Annotated in this window: 13 protein-coding genes; 3 read left to right on the top strand and 10 right to left on the bottom strand. The window is 65.9% G+C overall.

Features of this window, described 5'->3' with window-relative positions:
* Positions 1–21: 21 nt before the first annotated feature.
* The 6 genes from ACZLIF_RS07510 to ACZLIF_RS07485 all read right to left on the bottom strand — a co-directional run bounded on the left by ACZLIF_RS07510 (position 22) and on the right by ACZLIF_RS07485 (position 7,391).
* The gene (locus ACZLIF_RS07510; protein ID WP_005415928.1) at positions 22–864 is read right to left on the bottom strand and encodes an ABC transporter permease subunit; all 843 of its coding nucleotides are present in this window, start codon (positions 862–864) and stop codon (positions 22–24) included.
* On the bottom strand, positions 861–1,793 hold the full coding sequence (locus ACZLIF_RS07505; RefSeq protein ID WP_128987870.1) for an ABC transporter permease subunit: 933 nt from the start codon (positions 1,791–1,793) through the stop codon (positions 861–863). The genes ACZLIF_RS07510 and ACZLIF_RS07505 overlap by 4 nt, the downstream gene beginning before the upstream one ends.
* Positions 1,790–2,926: an ABC transporter ATP-binding protein gene (locus tag ACZLIF_RS07500; protein ID WP_065176213.1), complete on the bottom strand. Its 1,137-nt coding sequence runs from the start codon at positions 2,924–2,926 to the stop codon at positions 1,790–1,792. Before ACZLIF_RS07500 ends, ACZLIF_RS07505 begins: the two co-directional genes overlap by 4 nt.
* A 201-nt stretch (positions 2,927–3,127) precedes the next feature.
* Positions 3,128–4,669, bottom strand: coding sequence for an efflux transporter outer membrane subunit (locus ACZLIF_RS07495; RefSeq protein ID WP_128987869.1), 1,542 nt, complete (start codon positions 4,667–4,669; stop codon positions 3,128–3,130).
* Positions 4,669–6,225 (bottom strand): DHA2 family efflux MFS transporter permease subunit, encoded by a 1,557-nt coding sequence (locus tag ACZLIF_RS07490; RefSeq protein ID WP_053516574.1) that lies wholly within the window; start codon positions 6,223–6,225, stop codon positions 4,669–4,671. The genes ACZLIF_RS07495 and ACZLIF_RS07490 overlap by 1 nt, the downstream gene beginning before the upstream one ends.
* Positions 6,222–7,391 (bottom strand): HlyD family secretion protein, encoded by a 1,170-nt coding sequence (locus ACZLIF_RS07485; RefSeq protein WP_128987868.1) that lies wholly within the window; start codon positions 7,389–7,391, stop codon positions 6,222–6,224. Before ACZLIF_RS07485 ends, ACZLIF_RS07490 begins: the two co-directional genes overlap by 4 nt.
* 280 nt (positions 7,392–7,671) lie before the next feature.
* Between ACZLIF_RS07485 and ACZLIF_RS07480 the strand changes: the two genes are divergently transcribed.
* Complete coding sequence (locus tag ACZLIF_RS07480) at positions 7,672–9,006, top strand: flavin-containing monooxygenase (RefSeq protein ID WP_241685928.1); 1,335 nt, start codon at positions 7,672–7,674, stop codon at positions 9,004–9,006.
* A 26-nt stretch (positions 9,007–9,032) separates the two neighbouring features.
* Here ACZLIF_RS07480 and ACZLIF_RS07475 read toward each other — a convergent pair whose 3' ends face one another.
* The 3 genes from ACZLIF_RS07475 to ACZLIF_RS07465 all read right to left on the bottom strand — a co-directional run bounded on the left by ACZLIF_RS07475 (position 9,033) and on the right by ACZLIF_RS07465 (position 12,390).
* Complete coding sequence (locus ACZLIF_RS07475) at positions 9,033–10,142, bottom strand: polyamine ABC transporter substrate-binding protein (RefSeq protein WP_065176209.1); 1,110 nt, start codon at positions 10,140–10,142, stop codon at positions 9,033–9,035.
* Positions 10,143–10,234: 92 nt separating this feature from the next.
* Positions 10,235–11,632: a glutamine synthetase family protein gene (locus tag ACZLIF_RS07470; protein ID WP_065181214.1), complete on the bottom strand. Its 1,398-nt coding sequence runs from the start codon at positions 11,630–11,632 to the stop codon at positions 10,235–10,237.
* The gene (locus tag ACZLIF_RS07465; protein ID WP_065176208.1) at positions 11,629–12,390 is read right to left on the bottom strand and encodes a gamma-glutamyl-gamma-aminobutyrate hydrolase family protein; all 762 of its coding nucleotides are present in this window, start codon (positions 12,388–12,390) and stop codon (positions 11,629–11,631) included. The genes ACZLIF_RS07470 and ACZLIF_RS07465 overlap by 4 nt, the downstream gene beginning before the upstream one ends.
* A gap of 161 nt (positions 12,391–12,551) precedes the next feature.
* Between ACZLIF_RS07465 and ACZLIF_RS07460 the strand changes: the two genes are divergently transcribed.
* Positions 12,552–13,829, top strand: a complete 1,278-nt coding sequence (locus ACZLIF_RS07460) for an NAD(P)/FAD-dependent oxidoreductase (RefSeq protein ID WP_128987866.1) — start codon at positions 12,552–12,554, stop codon at positions 13,827–13,829.
* Between the two features lie 198 nt (positions 13,830–14,027).
* Positions 14,028–15,650 (top strand): MASE1 domain-containing protein, encoded by a 1,623-nt coding sequence (locus ACZLIF_RS07455; RefSeq protein WP_128987865.1) that lies wholly within the window; start codon positions 14,028–14,030, stop codon positions 15,648–15,650.
* Positions 15,651–15,733: 83 nt separating this feature from the next.
* Here the strand turns inward: ACZLIF_RS07455 and ACZLIF_RS07450 are convergent, their stop codons facing one another.
* On the bottom strand, positions 15,734–16,192 hold the full coding sequence (locus ACZLIF_RS07450) for a hypothetical protein (protein ID WP_241685927.1): 459 nt from the start codon (positions 16,190–16,192) through the stop codon (positions 15,734–15,736).
* Positions 16,193–16,322: the final 130 nt, after the last annotated feature.

The following is a 16,322-nucleotide window of genomic DNA, read 5'->3' as shown; positions in this document are numbered from 1 at the left end:
CGTGAGCCGCGCGTTGCCGGATCAGCCGTTGTCCTGCCGGGCCAGCTGCAGGTCGCGCTGGCGCCGCTTCTCGGCGCGCGCGTTGATGTACCAGCCGATCACCGCCGCGATCGACACCGCCGATACCAGCAGCGTGGCCAGCGCATTGATCTTCGGGCTGATACCCATGCGGACCGAGGCGAAGACCTTCATCGGCAGTGTTGTCGAGCCCGGCGTGGCGACGAAGCTGGCCACCACCACGTCATCCAGCGACAGCGTGAAGGCCAGCAGCCAGCCCGCCACCAGTGCCGGGGCGATGATCGGCAGCGTGATGCGGGTGAACACGGTCAGCCGGCTGGCCCCCAGGTCCATCGCCGCTTCTTCCAGCGACAGGTCCATTTCCTGCAGGCGCGAAGACACCACCACGGTGACGAAGCACAGGGTGAAGGTGACGTGGGCGATCCAGATGGTCGCCAGTCCACGCGCCGGGAAGCCCGGAATGGCCCCCATCGAGGCCAGCAGCGCCATCAGCGAGAAACCCAGGATCACGTCCGGCATCACCAACGGCGCGGTGACCAGCGCGCCGAACAGCGGCTTGCCGCGGAAGCGCTTGAATCGGGTCATCACCATGGCCGCCAGCGTACCGAGCACCGTGGCGGTGCATGCGGTCCAGAACGCCACCACCAGGCTGGTCCACATCGCGTCCATCAGTGCACGGTCGGCGAACAGATCGCTGTAGGCACGGGTGGAGAAGCCCGCCCACACCATCGCCAGCCGCGAACTGTTGAACGAATAGAACATCAACAGCAGGATCGGCAGGTACAGGAAGGCGAAGCCGAGCAGCAGCACGCCCAGACCCAGGCCCTTGGCGGTACGCGGGCTCATGCCTGCTTCCCTTCCAGCAGGCGCTGCTGGGAACGGTTGAACAGCAGGATCGGCACCAGCAGCAGCAGGATCATCGCCACCGCCATCGCCGAGGCGCCCGGCCAGTTGCGGTTGTTGAAGAACTCGTTCCACAGCTGCCGGCCAACCATCAACGTCTCCGATCCGCCGAGCATCTCAGGGATGACGAACTCGCCGACCGCCGGAATCATCACCAGCATGCAGCCGGCGATGATGCCGGCCCTGGACAGCGGCAGGGTGATGCGCAGGAAGGCCTGCCACGGCTTCGCACCGAGATCGTAGGCCGCCTCCAGCAGGCGGTGGTCATGCTTGACCAGGTTGGCGTACAGCGGCAGCACCATGAACGGCAGATAGCAGTAGACGATACCGATATAGGCCGCGGTCGGCGTATCGATCAGCTGCAGCCTGGGCAGCCCCATGCTGGTCATCAGCGTCTGCAGACCGGTGAACTGCAGGAACTGGTCGAGCAGGCCGTTGCGGTCCAGGATCGCCTTCCACGCGTACACGCGGATCAGGAACGAGGTCCACGACGGCAACACCACCAGCATCATCGCCACGTTGCGCGCCGCCGGCGACAGCCGGGCGATGGCATAGGCCATCGGGTAGCCGATCAGCAGCGTCAGGATGGTGGAGATCGCTGCGATCTTGATGGAACTCAGGAACGCCTGGGCGTAGATCGAATCGCGGAACAGCGCCAGATAGTTTTCGAGGTTGAGCTTGAGCGAGAACCCGCCGTCGACGTACTGCAGCAGCCAGGTGTACGGCGGCGAGCCGACTCGGCTGTGCGAGAAGCTGATCATCAACACGATCAGGAAGGGCACTGCGAAGAACAGCAGCAGCCACAGATACGGAACACCGATCACCGTGGCGCGCAGTCCCGGCAGCCAGCGCTTCAGCCCGGCGACACTCATGAGGTCAGCACCACGCCGTCATTGTCGCGCCAGTGCACCCACACGCTGTCACCCCAGGTCAGGCCATCGCTGGCCCAGCGCTGCGAATTGGCGAAGTTGGCCAGCACCTTGGCTCCACTGGGAAGGCGCACGTGGTAGACCGAGTGACTGCCGAAGTAGGCGATGTCCTCGATCACACCCTGTGCCTTGTTGGTGTGCCCTTCCGGCTCGTCCTTGCCGATCATCACCTTTTCCGGGCGCAGCGCGAATGCGACCGGCTGCCCTTCATATCCAGTGATGCCATGGGCGATGTAGATCGGCGCCGGGAACAGCGGCGATCGTACGGTCACATACTCCGGCAGGTCCTCGTCGATCACGCCGTCGAACAGGTTCACCGAGCCGATGAACTCGGCGACGAACCGGTTGGCCGGCTGCTCGTACACTTCGTCCGGCTTGCCGACCTGCTGGATCCAGCCCGCATCCATCACCGCGATGCGGGTGGCCATGGTCATCGCTTCTTCCTGGTCGTGGGTGACCATCACGCAGGTCACGCCCGACGATTCGATGATGCTGACCAGTTCCAGCTGCATCTGCGAGCGCAGCTTCTTGTCCAGTGCACCCATCGGCTCATCCAGCAGCAGCAGCTTGGGGCCCTTGGCCAGCGAGCGTGCCAGCGCCACGCGCTGCTGCTGTCCGCCAGACAGCTGATGCGGCTTGCGCTTGCCAAGGTGGCCCATCTGCACCAGCTCCAGCATTTCGCCGACGCGCCTGCCGATCGCATCCTTGCCCAGCCCGTCCTGCTTGAGGCCGAACGCGATGTTCTGCTCGACCGTCATGTGTGGGAACAGGGCGTAGGACTGGAACATCATGTTGACCGGCCGCTGATAGGGCGGCAACGCGTCCAGACGCTGCCCATCAAGGGTGATACTGCCCTTGGTGGGTGTCTCGAAGCCGCCCAGGCAGCGCAGCAGGGTGGATTTGCCGCTGCCGGAGCCGCCCAGCAGGGCAAAGATCTCGCCCTTGCGCACATCCAGATTGACGTCGTCGACGGCGACGAAACCGTCGAATTCCTTGCGCAGGTCACGAATGGAGAGATAGCCGGGCGCACTCACCGTATCAACGGCGGCGGCTTCCGGCTGGGCTTCAACGGGCATGGGGGCTCCGGGAGCGGGCGGTGGACAGCGGGCGCCATTCTACCGGCCAGGGGGCGATGACGGTATGACGGGGTATGGCGGGCGGCCGTTGCCCGCCGGGCATGGCCCGGCGCTACCCGCATCGCCTGGCTCCGGTAGCGCCCGGCCATACCCGGAAATGGCCTGGCTCTGGTAGCGCCGGGCCATGCCCGGCGGAGAAGATCAGCGAACTGCCACCGGCGGCGCCTCCTGCCAGCCCAGCCCCAGGCTCTTCTGCAGCGCCACGTACCGCACCAGCAACTGCAGCCGCGCCTGGGCGACGGCATCCTGCGCCTGCAGCCGCTGGCGCTGCACCTCCAGCAGATCGATCTGCGAGGTGGCACCCGCCTGTCGACGCTGGCTCATCAACGCCAGCGAACGGTCCGCCGAAGCCTCGGCGCGGACACTGGCCTGCAGTTGCTGCCGGGCCGCACCGAAGCGCGCCAACGCGGTGTTGGCATCCTGCAGTGCAGCCAGCACCGTGCCCTCGTAGGCCGCCAACCGGGCCTCATTGCCGGCCCGAGCCTGGGCCACACGGGCCTTGTTCACGCCGAAGTCGAACAGCGACCAGCGCAGGAACGGGGCGACGATGGTGGCGGCTGAATCCCGCCCCAGGTCGGAAACCGAGGTGGCGCCCGCGCCGATGCTGCCCAGCAGGGTCACCTGCGGAAAATACGCCGAGATCGCCTGGCCGATCTGCGCCGAGGATGCCGCCAGCTCGCGCTCAGCCTTGCGCACATCCGGCCGGCGCTGGATCAACGCGCCCGCATCGTCCACCGGGACGCTGGCCGGCAGCAGCGGCAGCGGCTGGTCTGCCGCCAACCGCGCATCCAGCGCCCCCGGCTCGCGGCCTACCATCAGGGCCAGCACATCCCGGGCTTCGTCGGCCTGTGCCTGTAGCGGCGGCAGCGCAGCCTGCTGCTGTTGCAGCTGGGCCTGCGCGCGCTCCACCTGCAGGTCCGAATCCGCACCGCGTTGGCGGCGCTGACGGGTCAGCTGCAGGCTTTCATCGGCGGCTCGGAGGTTGTGCTCGGCCAGGGCGATACGCTCGCGGCTGCTGCGGTAGCCGAGGTAGACCTGGGTCAGTTCCGCGGCAAGCTGCACCTGCGCATCGGCCAGTGCTGCGGCGTTGGCCTCGGCTTCGGCGGCGGCCTGCTCGGCCGCGCGGCGTCGGCGGCCGAACAGGTCCAGTTCCCAACTGGCGTCGAAGCCGGCCACGTACAGCTCGGTGTCCAGATCGATATCGGCGAACTGCTGGCGCAGCTGCGCCGCCTCCTGCGGACGGCCGTTGGCCTCGGCCACGCCGGCGATGTTCTCGCCCAGACCGCGCACGCTGTTTTCCAGCGAATCCGGTGCCTTGATGTTGGCGTAGCCCGCCGCCGCGCCCACGCTGGGCAGCTGCTCGGCGCGGCGCTGTCGCTGCAGCGCGCGCGAGGCCAGCAGCTTGGCCTGGGCGGCGCGCAGGTTGGGGCTGTTGCGCAGCGCTTCGTCCACCAGCTGGTCCAGCAGCGGATCGTTGAGCGCGCGCCACCACTGGCTGGGCGGGCTGGCGGGCTGCACGCCGGCCTGCGCCGCGCGTGGGAGCTGCGCCTGCGCGGTAGCGACCGTGGCCACGTCCGGTTTCACGTAATCCGGCCCCACCATGCAACCCGCCAGCAGCAGCGGCAGGGTGGCCGGGCACAGCCGGCGCAGAAGGAGGGAAACGGGCAAGGTCGTCGAAGTCATCAGTGCATCGCCAATGGAACGCCCTTGGGCAGGGGCTTGAGCAGGAAGACCAGCGGCAGGGTGGCCACCACGATCAGGCCGAAGATCCAGAACAGGTCGTTGTAGGCCATCACCATCGCCTGCATCTGCACCGTCTGCGCCAGCACGGCCATCGCCTGGGTGGCGTCGCCCAGCTGCTGGCCGTAGGCATGCAGCGCGTCCTGTGCGATGGTCGAGTTTGCGGTAACGCTGCTGCCGATCGCATCGATGTGCAGGGTGGTGCGGCGTTCCTGGAAAGTGGAAATGATGGCCAGCCCGATCGAGCCGCCGAGATTGCGCGCGGCGTTGAACAGGCCGGACGCATCGCTGGTGTACTCGCGCGGCACCGAGGTGATGGCCGCCTGGTTCAGCGCCATCATTGCCAGCGCCAGCCCACAGCCCTGCAGCAGCTGGCCTATGACGAAGTGCGGGCCGATGCTGTCCGGAGTCAGCCCCAGATTGACGAAGCAGGCAGCGGCGAAGCACAGCATGCCGCCGAACACCATGATGCGTACGTCGACCGTTTCCAGCATCTTCGGCATCAACGGCATCAGCAGGATGGTCGGCAGGCCGGCCAGCAGCAGCACATAGCCGGCCTGCTCGGTGTTGTAGCCGGCGATGATCGCCAGGAACTGCGGGATCATGTACATGACCCCGAACAGGATCATGCCCACCGCCATCACCATCACGAACACTGCGCCGAAACTGCGCTGGAACAGGATGTTGAGGCGGATGACCGGCGCCTTGCTGGTGAACTGCGAAAGCGCGAGCAGCGCGAAGCCCAGCACCGAGACGATACTGAGAACCACGATCATCGTCGATTCGAACCAGCGCTCGCGCTGGCCGTCTTCCAGCACCACGGTAAGCGCGGACAGGCCGGCGGTCATGCCGACGATGCCCAGCCAGTCTGCGCGCAGCAGCCCACCCCAATCAGACGTTTCATGCGGAAGGCCGAGCAGCAGCAGGGCAACCAGGCCGGCGCAGATCGGCACGTTGATGAAGAACGCGTAGTGCCAGCTGACGTTCTCGGTCAACCAGCCGCCCAGCAAGGGGCCGATCACCGGGCCCAGGATGACGGTCATGCCGAACAGCGCCGTGCCCAGAGGCTGCTGCTTCGGCGGCAGCCGCGTGCCGACGATGGTCAGCGCGGTCGGGATCAGCGCACCACCGGCAAAACCCTGCCCTACCCGTCCGGCGATCATCATCGGCAACGAATCGGCCAGGCCGCACATCACCGAGAACGCAGTGAACAGCGTGGCGCAGATCAGCAGGAAAGTGCGCAGGCCCAGCGTGCGCACGAACCAGCCGGTCAGCGGAATCATCACGATTTCCGAGACAAGGAAGGCTGTGGAGATCCAGGTGCCTTCGGTGCCGCTGGCACCCACTTCGCCCTGAATGGTGGGCAACGCAGCGTTGACGATGGAGATGTCCAGCGTAGCCATGAACGAACCGATGGTGCCGGCCGCCACGGCCAGCCAGGCCGCAGCATCCGCCTTGCCTCCGGCGACAGGTGCTGCATGGGCACGGGTGGCGTTCATCGCGCCGGCGCGGCCATGGCCTCGGCCTCGTCCTGGGTGCGCTCGCGCGCATCCTTTGCATTGCGGGTATCGACGGTCACTTCCACCGACATGCCCGGCACCAGCACCTTGCGTGCTTCGGCACCTGCGTCCACCCGGATGCGCACCGGCACGCGCTGCACGACCTTGGTGAAGTTGCCGGTGGCGTTCTGTGGCGGCAGCAGCGCGAACTGCGAGCCGGTACCCGGCGAAATGCTCTCCACCGTGCCGCGCAATGGGGTGCCTGGCAACGCATCGACCTTGATTTCGGCCGCCTGGCCGGCGCGCATCAGGCCCACCTGGGTTTCCTTGAAATTGGCGACGAGGTACAGCGAAGCAACCGGCACGATGGTCATGGTGCGGGTACCGGCAGCAACAAACTGGCCGACCTGCACGGTCTTGTTGCCGACACGGCCATCGATGCGCGCGCGCAGCTCGGTGTCCTCAAACGCCACTCTGGCCTGCGCAGCGTCGGCCTGCGCCTGTTTCAGTCCGGCCTGGGCCTGCTCGAGCTGGGCCTGGCTGGCTTCGATCTGGCTCTGCGCGCCCTGGATCTGTGCCTTGGCCGCGTCGTACTGGGCCTGGGCGCGCTCGACATCGTGGCGCAGGCTTTCAACGTGTTCATGGGTGTCGGCACCACTGGCCGCCAGCGGGGTGAAGCGCGCCAGCTCTGACCGGCCGAAACGCAGCGAGGCGGCGGCCGCGGTGAGCTGGGTCCGTGCCTGCAGCAGGCTGGACTGCTGGCCCTGCACCCCAGCGGCAGCAGCGGCGATGTCGGCTTCGCGCACGGCGATCACGGCCTCGGCCTGGTCCAGCGTGGCACGGTAGGTACGCGGGTCGATGCGCAGCAGCGGTTCGCCGGCCTTGACCCACTGGTTGTCCTGCACCAGCACTTCGGTGACGTAACCGTTGATGCGCGGAGCGACCGCGACAGCGTCGGCCTGCAGATAGGCGTTGTTGGTGTCCTGCAGGTAGCGGCCGACCAGCAGGTGGTAGATCAGCCAGGCAACCAGGGCGATGACCACGACGACGCCGATGATGGCCAGCGTCCAGCGGACCTTGGGGTTCTTCAGCGGCGAAGGCTTGTCCTCGTGGGTGGAGGGGGCTTCGTCGGTGGGGGCATCGGTGCGCGAGGGGTGGTCGGTCATTGTCTCGTCGTGGCGGTGGTCGTGCCATACGGGACGGTAGGGGAGGACGTGCGGACGCGGAGTGAAAGTGCCTCCCGCGCCCTGCCCTGCGCGGATCTGCGCGCGGCGCATGTCGCGATAGTCCTGCACCCGGACGCTGCAAGGCATGCCGCCATGACCGCCAGACCCGCACCACAGCAGCCGTACAGGTATCTGCAACGCTTTTTGGAGTCGCAATCATTGACCGATGCCCACCAGCGCGGCGGAATCGTGGCCATCCGCCAAAGGATCTGCCCTCTCCATGCCCGCACCTGCTGCCCACACTGCTGCATCACCCTTGCGCCCCTTGGACGTCGTCGTCATCGGGGCCGGTCAGGCCGGACTGTCAACAAGCGCGGTCCTGCAGGAGGCCGGCGTCGAGCATCTGGTGCTGGAATCGGAACACGTGGGTGCCAGCTGGCGACGGCGCTGGGACGCCTTCCAGGTCAACACCGCCAACATGACCATGGCGCTGCATGATCACGCTTATGCCGGCGACGATCCGGAGGGCTTCATGACCGCTCCGGACGTCATCGACATGCTTGCCGGCTACGCACAGGCGCGCGCGCTGCCGGTGAAGGAAGGCTGCACGGTCCAGCGGGTCGCTCCCGCTGCGGGCGGCTATGCGGTCACCACCGACCAGGGCCGCATCCACGCGCGGTCGGTGGTGGTGGCCACCGGGGAGTATCGCCGGGCCCGCATGCCGCGGGTTCCCTTCGCACCCAGCGCAACGCTCACCGTGCTGCATTCGGGCCAGTACCGCAATGCCGGCCAGCTGGCCGAAGGCGCGGTGCTGGTGATCGGTGGGGGGCAGTCGGGCGCGCAGATCGCCCAGGACCTGCATGCCAGCGGGCGAAGGGTCTACTGGTCACTGGCCGACCGTCCATCACATACGCGCCGCCTGCGTGGCAAGGACTCGATGCTCTGGTGGGACATGGCCGGGCGTATCCATCAGCATGTGAGCGAATCGGCCGGCGTGCTCGCTGGCGAACCCGATGCGCTGCGGAAGGCCAGGACAGCGGAATTTCCGTTGATATCCGGCAAGGGCAATGGTGGCCGTGGCAGCTCGATCAGTCTGATGAGCATGCACCGCGACGGCATCACGCTGCTCGGGCGCCTGCAGCAGCTGAGCGGTCATGCGTGCAGCTTCGCCGACGTACAGCCGCAACTGCGCCGTGCAATCGACGCCACGCGGGCCGAGTTCGCCTACCTCGACGGGCTGGCCAGTGCGTACTACGCCACGCGACCGGAACCGCGCACGGACGACGCCCGCTACATTCCCGAGGAGGTCTACCTGGACTGGGAGCTGCCGTCGTCGCCCTCCTTCCTGGACCTGCAGAGCGCAGGCATCCGGTCGGTGGTGCTGGCCACCGGCTTTGTCGCCGAATGGCCATGGCTGGCCGTGGACGGCGCGCTGGATGCGCATGGTTATCCGCGGGGCGAGTTCGGGGTGTCACCCGAGCCAGGACTGTTCTTCATCGGCATGCACAACCTGCAGCGGATGAGTTCGTCGTTCCTGTGCAACGGAGGCCGTGATGCACGCGACCTGCTACCGGACATCCTGCGGCACCTTGAGCGGTGCCGCAGCGCTGCCTGAGCCGGTTTGCCGGCCAGCGGCCGGTACTACCTGCCGGTCTTCACCTCGGTCCACAGACGGGTGTACAGCTTGTCCGTCTCCGGGGTGTTGATCGAATAGGTGAACATCTTCGCGGCCACATCGGCCGGCGGGTAGATGGTCGGGTCGGTACGGATCGCCTCGTCCACCAGCGGGGTCGCGGTCGGCACCGGGTTGGCGTAGTGGATGAAGTTGGTATTGGCCGCAGCGACCTTCGGCTCCAGCAGGTAATTGATGAACTTGTAAGCGGCTTCCGGATGCTTGGCGTCCTTCGGGATCGCCAGCATGTCGAACCACTGCGGTGCGCCTTCCTTCGGAATCGAATAGGCGACATGCACGCCGTTGCTGGCCTCCTCGGCACGGTCGCGGGCCTGGATGATGTCGCCCGACCAGCCGACCACCAGGCAGGTGCCGCCGTTGGCCAGCGAACCGACGTACTGCGAGGAGTGGAAGTTCTGCACGTACGGGCGGATCGACTTCAACAGGTCGGCCGCCTTCTGCAGCTCGGCCGGATCGCCGCTGTGCGGGTCCAGGCCCAGATAGTGCAGTGCGATCGGGATCATGTCAGCCGGCGTGTCCAGGATGGTCACGCCGCAGTCTTTCATCTTGCTGATGTTCTCCGGCTTGAACACCAGGTCCCAGCTGTTGGCGATGTCGGTGCTGCCGCCGAAACGCTCCTTCAGCATGTCCACGTTGTAGCCGATGCCGGTGGTGCCGACCATGTACGGCACGCCGTAGCGGTTGTCCGGATCCTGGGTGGCGATGCGCTTCATCACCGCCGGGTCCAGATTGGCCAGGTTCGGGATCTTGCTCTTGTCCAGCGGCAGGAACACGCCCGCCTGGATCTGCCGGCCGAAGAAGTTCAGCGTCGGCACCACCACGTCGTAGCCGCTGTTGCCGGCCAGCAGCTTGGTCTCGACCATCTCATCGCTGTCGAACACGTCGTAGGTCACCTTGATCCCGGTTTCCTTCTCGAAGGTCGGGATGGTGTCCTCGGCAATGTAATCGCTGTAGTTGTAGACGTTCAGGACCTGGCTGTCCTGACTGCCACCGTTGCCACCGCCACAGGCGGCGAGCATGGCGGAGGCCAGGCCGAGCGTGAGGATACGCAGCTTCATCGGGTGCTCCAGAATGCGGGGAGGGGGGCCGGCTCGGGCCGGCGACGGATGCCAGCCTACCCCCCGGCGGCGGATTTTTCTATTCCACGCTTTCACACGTTCAGCAGCAGGAACTCGCGCTCCCACGAGCTGATGACACGGAAGAAGGTCTCGTACTCCTTGCGCTTGACCGAGATGTAGGCCCGGCAGAAGCGCTCGCCCAGCAGCGCCTGCAGTTCGCCGCAGCGCTCAAGCCCGTCCAGCGCTTCGCCCAGCGAGCGCGGCAGGTTGTAGCCCAGCTCCTTGGCGCTGCCGGTGACCGGCGCGTCCGGCGCCAGCCGCTCGCGGATGCCGAGCAGGCCACAGGCCAGGGTGGCGGCCATCGCCAGGTAGGGATTGGCGTCGGAGCCCGCGAATCGGCTCTCCACCCGCATGTTCTCCGGTGTATCCAGCGGCACGCGCAGGCCGCAGGTGCGGTTGTCGAAGCCCCAGTGCACGTTGCTCGGCGACACCTCGCCGAACACCAGCCGGCGATAGGAATTGACGTTCGGCGCGAAGAACGCCATCGCCTGCGGCGCATACTTCTGCAGCCCCCCAAGATAATGGCCGAACACCGGGCTGAACTCGCCTTCGGCATCGGTCTCACCGGCGAACACGTTGCTGCCATCGCTCACCCGCACCAGGCTCTGGTGGATGTGCATGGCGCTGCCCGGTTCGTTCTCCATCGGCTTGGCCAGGAAAGTGGCGTACACGCCGTGGCGCATCGCCGCCTCGCGCATGGTGCGCTTGAACAGGAAAACCTGGTCGGCCAGATCCATCGCATCGGCGTGGGTGAAGTTGACTTCCAGCTGTGCCGCGCCGGATTCGTGGATCAGCGTGTCCACGTCCAGCTTCATGGCATCGGCGTAGTCGTACATCAGGTCGAGGATGGGGTCGAACTCGTTGACCGCATCGATCGAATACGACTGCCGCGCTGTTTCCGGGCGACCGGAGCGGCCGGCAGGCGGCAGCAGCGGGAAATCCGGGTCGGTGTTCTTCTGCACCAGGAAGAACTCCAGTTCCGGCGCCACCACCGGGCGCAGACCCAGCTCGGCGTAGGCCGCCAGCACGCGACGCAGCACATTGCGCGGCGCCAGCTCATGCGGCTCGCCATTCTTGGTGTAGCAGTCATGGATGATCTGCGCGGTGGCATCGGCGGCCCACGGCACCATGCGCACGGTGTCCGGATCCGGGCGCAGCATCATGTCCGAGTCCGACGGCGAGGTCAGTTCGTAGTAGTCATCCGGAAACTCGCCGGTCACCGTCGTCGCGAAGATGCCCTCGGGCAGGCGGGTACCATAGTCGTGCGAGAACTTGTCGGCGGGAATGATCTTGCCGCGCGCGTTGCCGGTGATGTCGGGTACCAGGCATTCGACTTCGGTGATACGCCGCTCCTTCAGCCAGCGCAGCAGGCTGCTCTCCTGCGGTGCGGGGGGCGTTGCCGTCTTGCGCGGGCGCGTTCGGGAACTCATCGGGAATCCAGTTGGTTCTGTTGATGCTGCCGGCAAGCTTGGCCGAACGCACGGAAAATAGCGTGATAGAACGGCGCCTGCATGACGCGCCACTCCGGGTGCCACTGTACGCCGAGCACGAAGCGGTGGCGCGGGCTGCGTGCCGCCTCGACCAGCCCGTCATCGGCGCGGGCCTCGACCTGCAGGCCGCTGGCCAGGCGGGCAATGCCCTGGCCGTGCACCGAATTGACCTGCACCCTCCCCTCGCCGTGCCAGTCCGCCAGCCACCCATCCGCCACCAGTGTGACCGCGTGGGACGGCCCGTACTGCACGTCCACGGGCGCCTGCGGATCTTCGCGATGATCGGCCAGCCCGGGTACCCGATGGACCTGTGGATGCAGGCTGCCTCCCAGGGCGACGTTCAATTCCTGGAAACCACGGCAGATCGCCAGCACCGGCAGGTCCATCGCCAACGCCTCGTCCAGCAGTGCGAAGGCATTGGCATCGCGCGCAGGATCATGCGCATTGCCGGGCCAGCTGCGGCCACCGTCGTAATGCTGCGGCTCGATGTTGCTGACCGCACCGGTCAGCAGCAGACCGTCGAGGCCTTGCAACCAATCGCGCGCCGGCAGCGGCGGCTGCAGGCTGGGCAGCACCAGCGGCGTGACCTCCGCCGCCTCGGCCAGGGCGCGGACATACTTCTCGCCGGCCACCGCGAAGCGATGATGGCCAAGCACCGTACTGTCGGTGGGCAGGCCCACCCAGGGCAGGCGACGCATGGGAAAACTCCTTGGCGTGCAGACACGTTACCCGCAGGTCCGCGAGTGCGGCAAGTCGTCGCCATCACGCGCGAGCGGCCGGGGATCGGCGAAACTGGGGGCGTGAACGCCGATCAACCTCCTCCGCCCCGTCTTCCCACCCTGCGCCCGCGAGGCCCGCAGTGACGTCCGCCTTTCCAGCCAGCTGGTATGCCGCCAGCCTGCCGGAGCCGGCCGCCCTGCCTCCGTTGCAGGGCGACATGCAGGCCGATGTCGCAGTGCTCGGTGCAGGCTACACGGGCCTGACGGCGGCGCTGGAACTGGCCTCACGCGGCCAGCACGTGGTCCTGCTGGACGCCCACCGGATCGGCTGGGGCGCGTCCGGTCGCAACGGTGGCCAGGCGCTGGTGGGCTATGGCTGCGAGGTGGACGAACTGGAACGGCAGCTGGGCCGGGACGATGCCCGCCATCTGTTCGACTGGTCACGTGACGCCGTGCAGGCCATGCGCACCCGCATCGACCGCTACGGCATCGACTGCCATTGGCGTGAGGGCCACGCCAGCGTCGCCATCCGTGCCCGCCACGAGCGCGAGCTGCGTGCCCACTGCGAGCACCTGCAACAGCATTACGATTACCCGATGCAGTGGTGGGACCGGCAGACACTGCGTGGGCAGCTGGACAGCCCGCGCTATCGCGCGGCCATGTTCGATCCACTCAGCGCGCACCTGCACCCCCTGGCGTATGCGCGCGGCCTGGCCGACGCAGCGCGCGCGGCCGGGGTGGTCATCCATGAGAACTCTGCGGTTACCCGCGTGCAGCGCGGGCCCCGCCCGGCCCTGCACACCGCGCAAGGCAGCGTCAGCGCCGCGCATCTGGTGATCGCCGGCAATGCTTGGCTGCAGGGCCTGCTGCCAGCGCTGGAGCACCGCATCATGCCGGTAGGCACCTATATCGGTGCCAGTGCGTGCCTCGGCCCAGAACGGGCCCGCGCCCTGATCCGTAATGACATGGCAGTAGCAGACACTGCCTGGGCGCTGGACTATTTCCGCCTGAGCCACGACCACCGTCTGCTGTTCGGGGGCCGCGCCAGCTACTCGGCGCTACCGCCGCCCGGGCTGCGCGGAGTGATGCAGCGACGCATGCACGCGGTTTTTCCGCAGCTGGCCGACGTCGCTCTCGATCAGGTCTGGGGTGGCTATGTCGACATCACCCGCAACCGCGCCCCGCATTGGGGACGACTGGACGGCAATCTGTACTTCGCGCAGGGATTCTCCGGCCACGGCGTGGCGGCAGCCGGCCTTGCGGGTGACGTGATCGCCGCGGCAATCGCTGGCCAGAGCGAGCGCCTCGACGTGTTCCAGCGCCTGAAGCACGCGCCGTTCCCGGGCGGGCGCCTGCTGCGCATGCCGCTGCTGGTGGCTGCGATGTCGTGGTACAGGCTGCGGGATGCGTTGTGGTAGCGGGCCAATTGCGCCAGTTAGTGACGTGTCATCCATTGGATCTGCGATACATCACATATTGAGCACCGAAATCGTGATATCTCCTTCACACAAGGTGGAGACTTCGATATCAATTGCATAATCGAGCGCATGCCGATACCGTCGTTTTGACCGGGTCCCGCGACGAATGGATGCTGACAGGGAACGTACTGAGGGGAAGTGCGATTGAACTGGTGGAATGAAGGTCTGCAACTGAAAATGCGTATCCGCCCAGCGGGGCTTGCGCTTGCCCTTCTGTATGGGCTCACCTGCTGGGCGACACGGCAGCTTTCGCTCGACCAGTTCTATCTTCCCGCTGGAGTACGCGTAGCTGCGGTTCTGCTCTGTCCACCACGGCTCTGGCCTTATCTGCTGCTCGGGGAATATTCCTACTTCGCGCAGATGCGATATCCGATGGTGGATAAGTACGGTATGGCTTGGGCCATCCTCGCATCAGCGCTGCTCATGCCTGCGGTGATGTTGATCACCCATGTCTGCCGGAGGCTGATGACAAGCTCGGCAAATGCCCGCTTGTTGATGATCGCCCTGTTGTCCTCCATCGTGGTCACACTGCTCAATGTCGGCTTCTCGCAGTTGCTCTGGCCCACGCCGCCTGCTGATTCGGCAATCGCGTTCCTCACTCGTGCGGTGCGCTTCAGCGTTGGTGACTTCATTGCCATTCTTACCGTAGCGCCCCTTGCACTTCTATGGGCCAGGCGCAAGGCCGGAATGAGCTGGAAGACCGGCACTTTCGGGCCAACAGCGGTTGCGCTGTCGGTCATGATCTTGCTCGGTGTCACTGCCGCACTGATCCCGCCGGATGCAGGCGGGCTCAGGACATCACTGCAGCTGCTGATGGGCCTGCCGGCCATTGCGCTTACCTGCCTGCACGGCTGGCGCGGTGCCGCCATCGGCGTACCGGCATTGAACCTGATCATCGGGCTGACAACCCCGAAGCCTTATGCAGCTGCTTTTGACGCGTCGACCTTCACAACGCAACAAGTGATGGCAATCACCGGCGTCGCCCTGCTTCTGCTCGGCTCCCGCATCAGCCACTACCATCGAAGCTATCGGCTTCGCGAAGTAGGCGAAAAGAACGCCATCAGTCTGGCACGCAGCTCGCATATGGCGAGCGAGTCGGATCTTCGTGAACGTGCAATCCATCTGCGAAAGCTTGGCGACGGCATCGATCTTTCGCTTTCCGAGGTCATCAACTGGCTGAACACGCAGGGCCATTCAGCGATCGCCAGCAGCCTGACCCACACCGCGAACGTGCATTCCCGCCTGTTCCGTGAACAGGCCAGCATGGTCTATCCCGCAGCTCTGGAACAATTGGGGCTGTACGTAGCACTGCAAGCAGGCGGTGTTCGCTCGGCTTGGGCCGACACCCATCGTGTAGCCGACCTCCAGCTTGCAGGCGACCCGTGCCAGCTCAGCCTGGATCTGCAGCTGGCAGCGTATCGGACGCTCATAGATGCTGTATCGCTGCTGCTGAAATGTGAGCCCGGTCAGCTCGTCGTGCGTGCACGCTGCTTCCGGAAGCGAGAGCAGCGTGGGATTGTCATGACAGTGTCGCTGCTCGACCGGCACAGCGCGCTATCCGCCGCAACCTCAGCGCTGGCCAATGACAGATTGGCAGGGCGGACGCTGGCTTTTGGCGGATCATTCCATTGCAGGAACAATCGCCTGATCATGATACTGATGGAATCGGCAGCAACCACCAGGCGCGAATCCGCTGATGACGTCTCCATGGAATCGGGCCACTCGCCTGCTGTCTGGGACGGACGACAAGCGCAGGCCTGACCACTGGTTAAGCAGCCGGGTGGTGACAGGTCACAGCAAGGACAACGATCAGCAGGCGACGCAGGCCCCCCGCTGATCGATGCTTAACGGCCCTCGATGGCCCAGAGCGCACCTGATCCGGCGCTGTAACGCACCAGCACGAAATTGCTGCCGCGATAGACCACTGACCGCACTGCCTTGGCCGGAACCGGGGACGGCTGACCGGGGAGCGAAACCGGGACCTGCGTTTCTCCGGCCGGGAGAATCCAGAAAGTGCCATCTGCATTGCCAACGATGAGTTGCACGCGACCGGCAAGGTCGTTCACCTGGAAATAGCTGATGCCGTCACGCTGGAAGCCATAGACCAGCCAGTTGGGATCCTGGCTCAGGTTGACCGTCGCCGGATACGCCTGCCCCAATCCTGCTTGGCTCATATGGGTGCCATGATCATCCGACTGTGCCAGGGCTGGCATTGGCAGGTACGCCGCCACGACCATCCCCACCGTTACCGCGATAACTGCGATTCTCACTATTGCCTCCTCGATTAATGAAGTATTGAGCACGCCGAAACCCGTCGAGATATGTCGGAGAGGTCGGTTGTGAACAGATCTCCCGTGACAAAGCTCATGGTTCGGGCATGCAGCATGCACTATATGTCCCCTGGCTCCGATGATGCATCCGTCACGCTCTGGA

The organism is Stenotrophomonas sp. 2201_Sma (assembly GCF_056486685.1).
Note: the sequence above shows the minus strand (reverse complement) of the source record. Positions and strands in the feature narration are given on the sequence as shown.

What these genes read in the sequence shown, in the direction of transcription:
- ACZLIF_RS07510 (WP_005415928.1), bottom strand. Translation starts at nt 864, where the DNA reads ATGAGCCCGCGTACCGCCAAGGGCCTGGGTCTGGGCGTGCTGCTGCTC.
- ACZLIF_RS07505 (WP_128987870.1), bottom strand. Translation starts at nt 1,793, where the DNA reads ATGAGTGTCGCCGGGCTGAAGCGCTGGCTGCCGGGACTGCGCGCCACG.
- ACZLIF_RS07500 (WP_065176213.1), bottom strand. Translation starts at nt 2,926, where the DNA reads ATGCCCGTTGAAGCCCAGCCGGAAGCCGCCGCCGTTGATACGGTGAGT.
- ACZLIF_RS07495 (WP_128987869.1), bottom strand. Translation starts at nt 4,669, where the DNA reads ATGACTTCGACGACCTTGCCCGTTTCCCTCCTTCTGCGCCGGCTGTGC.
- ACZLIF_RS07490 (WP_053516574.1), bottom strand. Translation starts at nt 6,225, where the DNA reads ATGAACGCCACCCGTGCCCATGCAGCACCTGTCGCCGGAGGCAAGGCG.
- ACZLIF_RS07485 (WP_128987868.1), bottom strand. Translation starts at nt 7,391, where the DNA reads ATGACCGACCACCCCTCGCGCACCGATGCCCCCACCGACGAAGCCCCC.
- ACZLIF_RS07480 (WP_241685928.1), top strand. Translation starts at nt 7,672, where the DNA reads ATGCCCGCACCTGCTGCCCACACTGCTGCATCACCCTTGCGCCCCTTG.
- ACZLIF_RS07475 (WP_065176209.1), bottom strand. Translation starts at nt 10,142, where the DNA reads ATGAAGCTGCGTATCCTCACGCTCGGCCTGGCCTCCGCCATGCTCGCC.
- ACZLIF_RS07470 (WP_065181214.1), bottom strand. Translation starts at nt 11,632, where the DNA reads ATGAGTTCCCGAACGCGCCCGCGCAAGACGGCAACGCCCCCCGCACCG.
- ACZLIF_RS07465 (WP_065176208.1), bottom strand. Translation starts at nt 12,390, where the DNA reads ATGCGTCGCCTGCCCTGGGTGGGCCTGCCCACCGACAGTACGGTGCTT.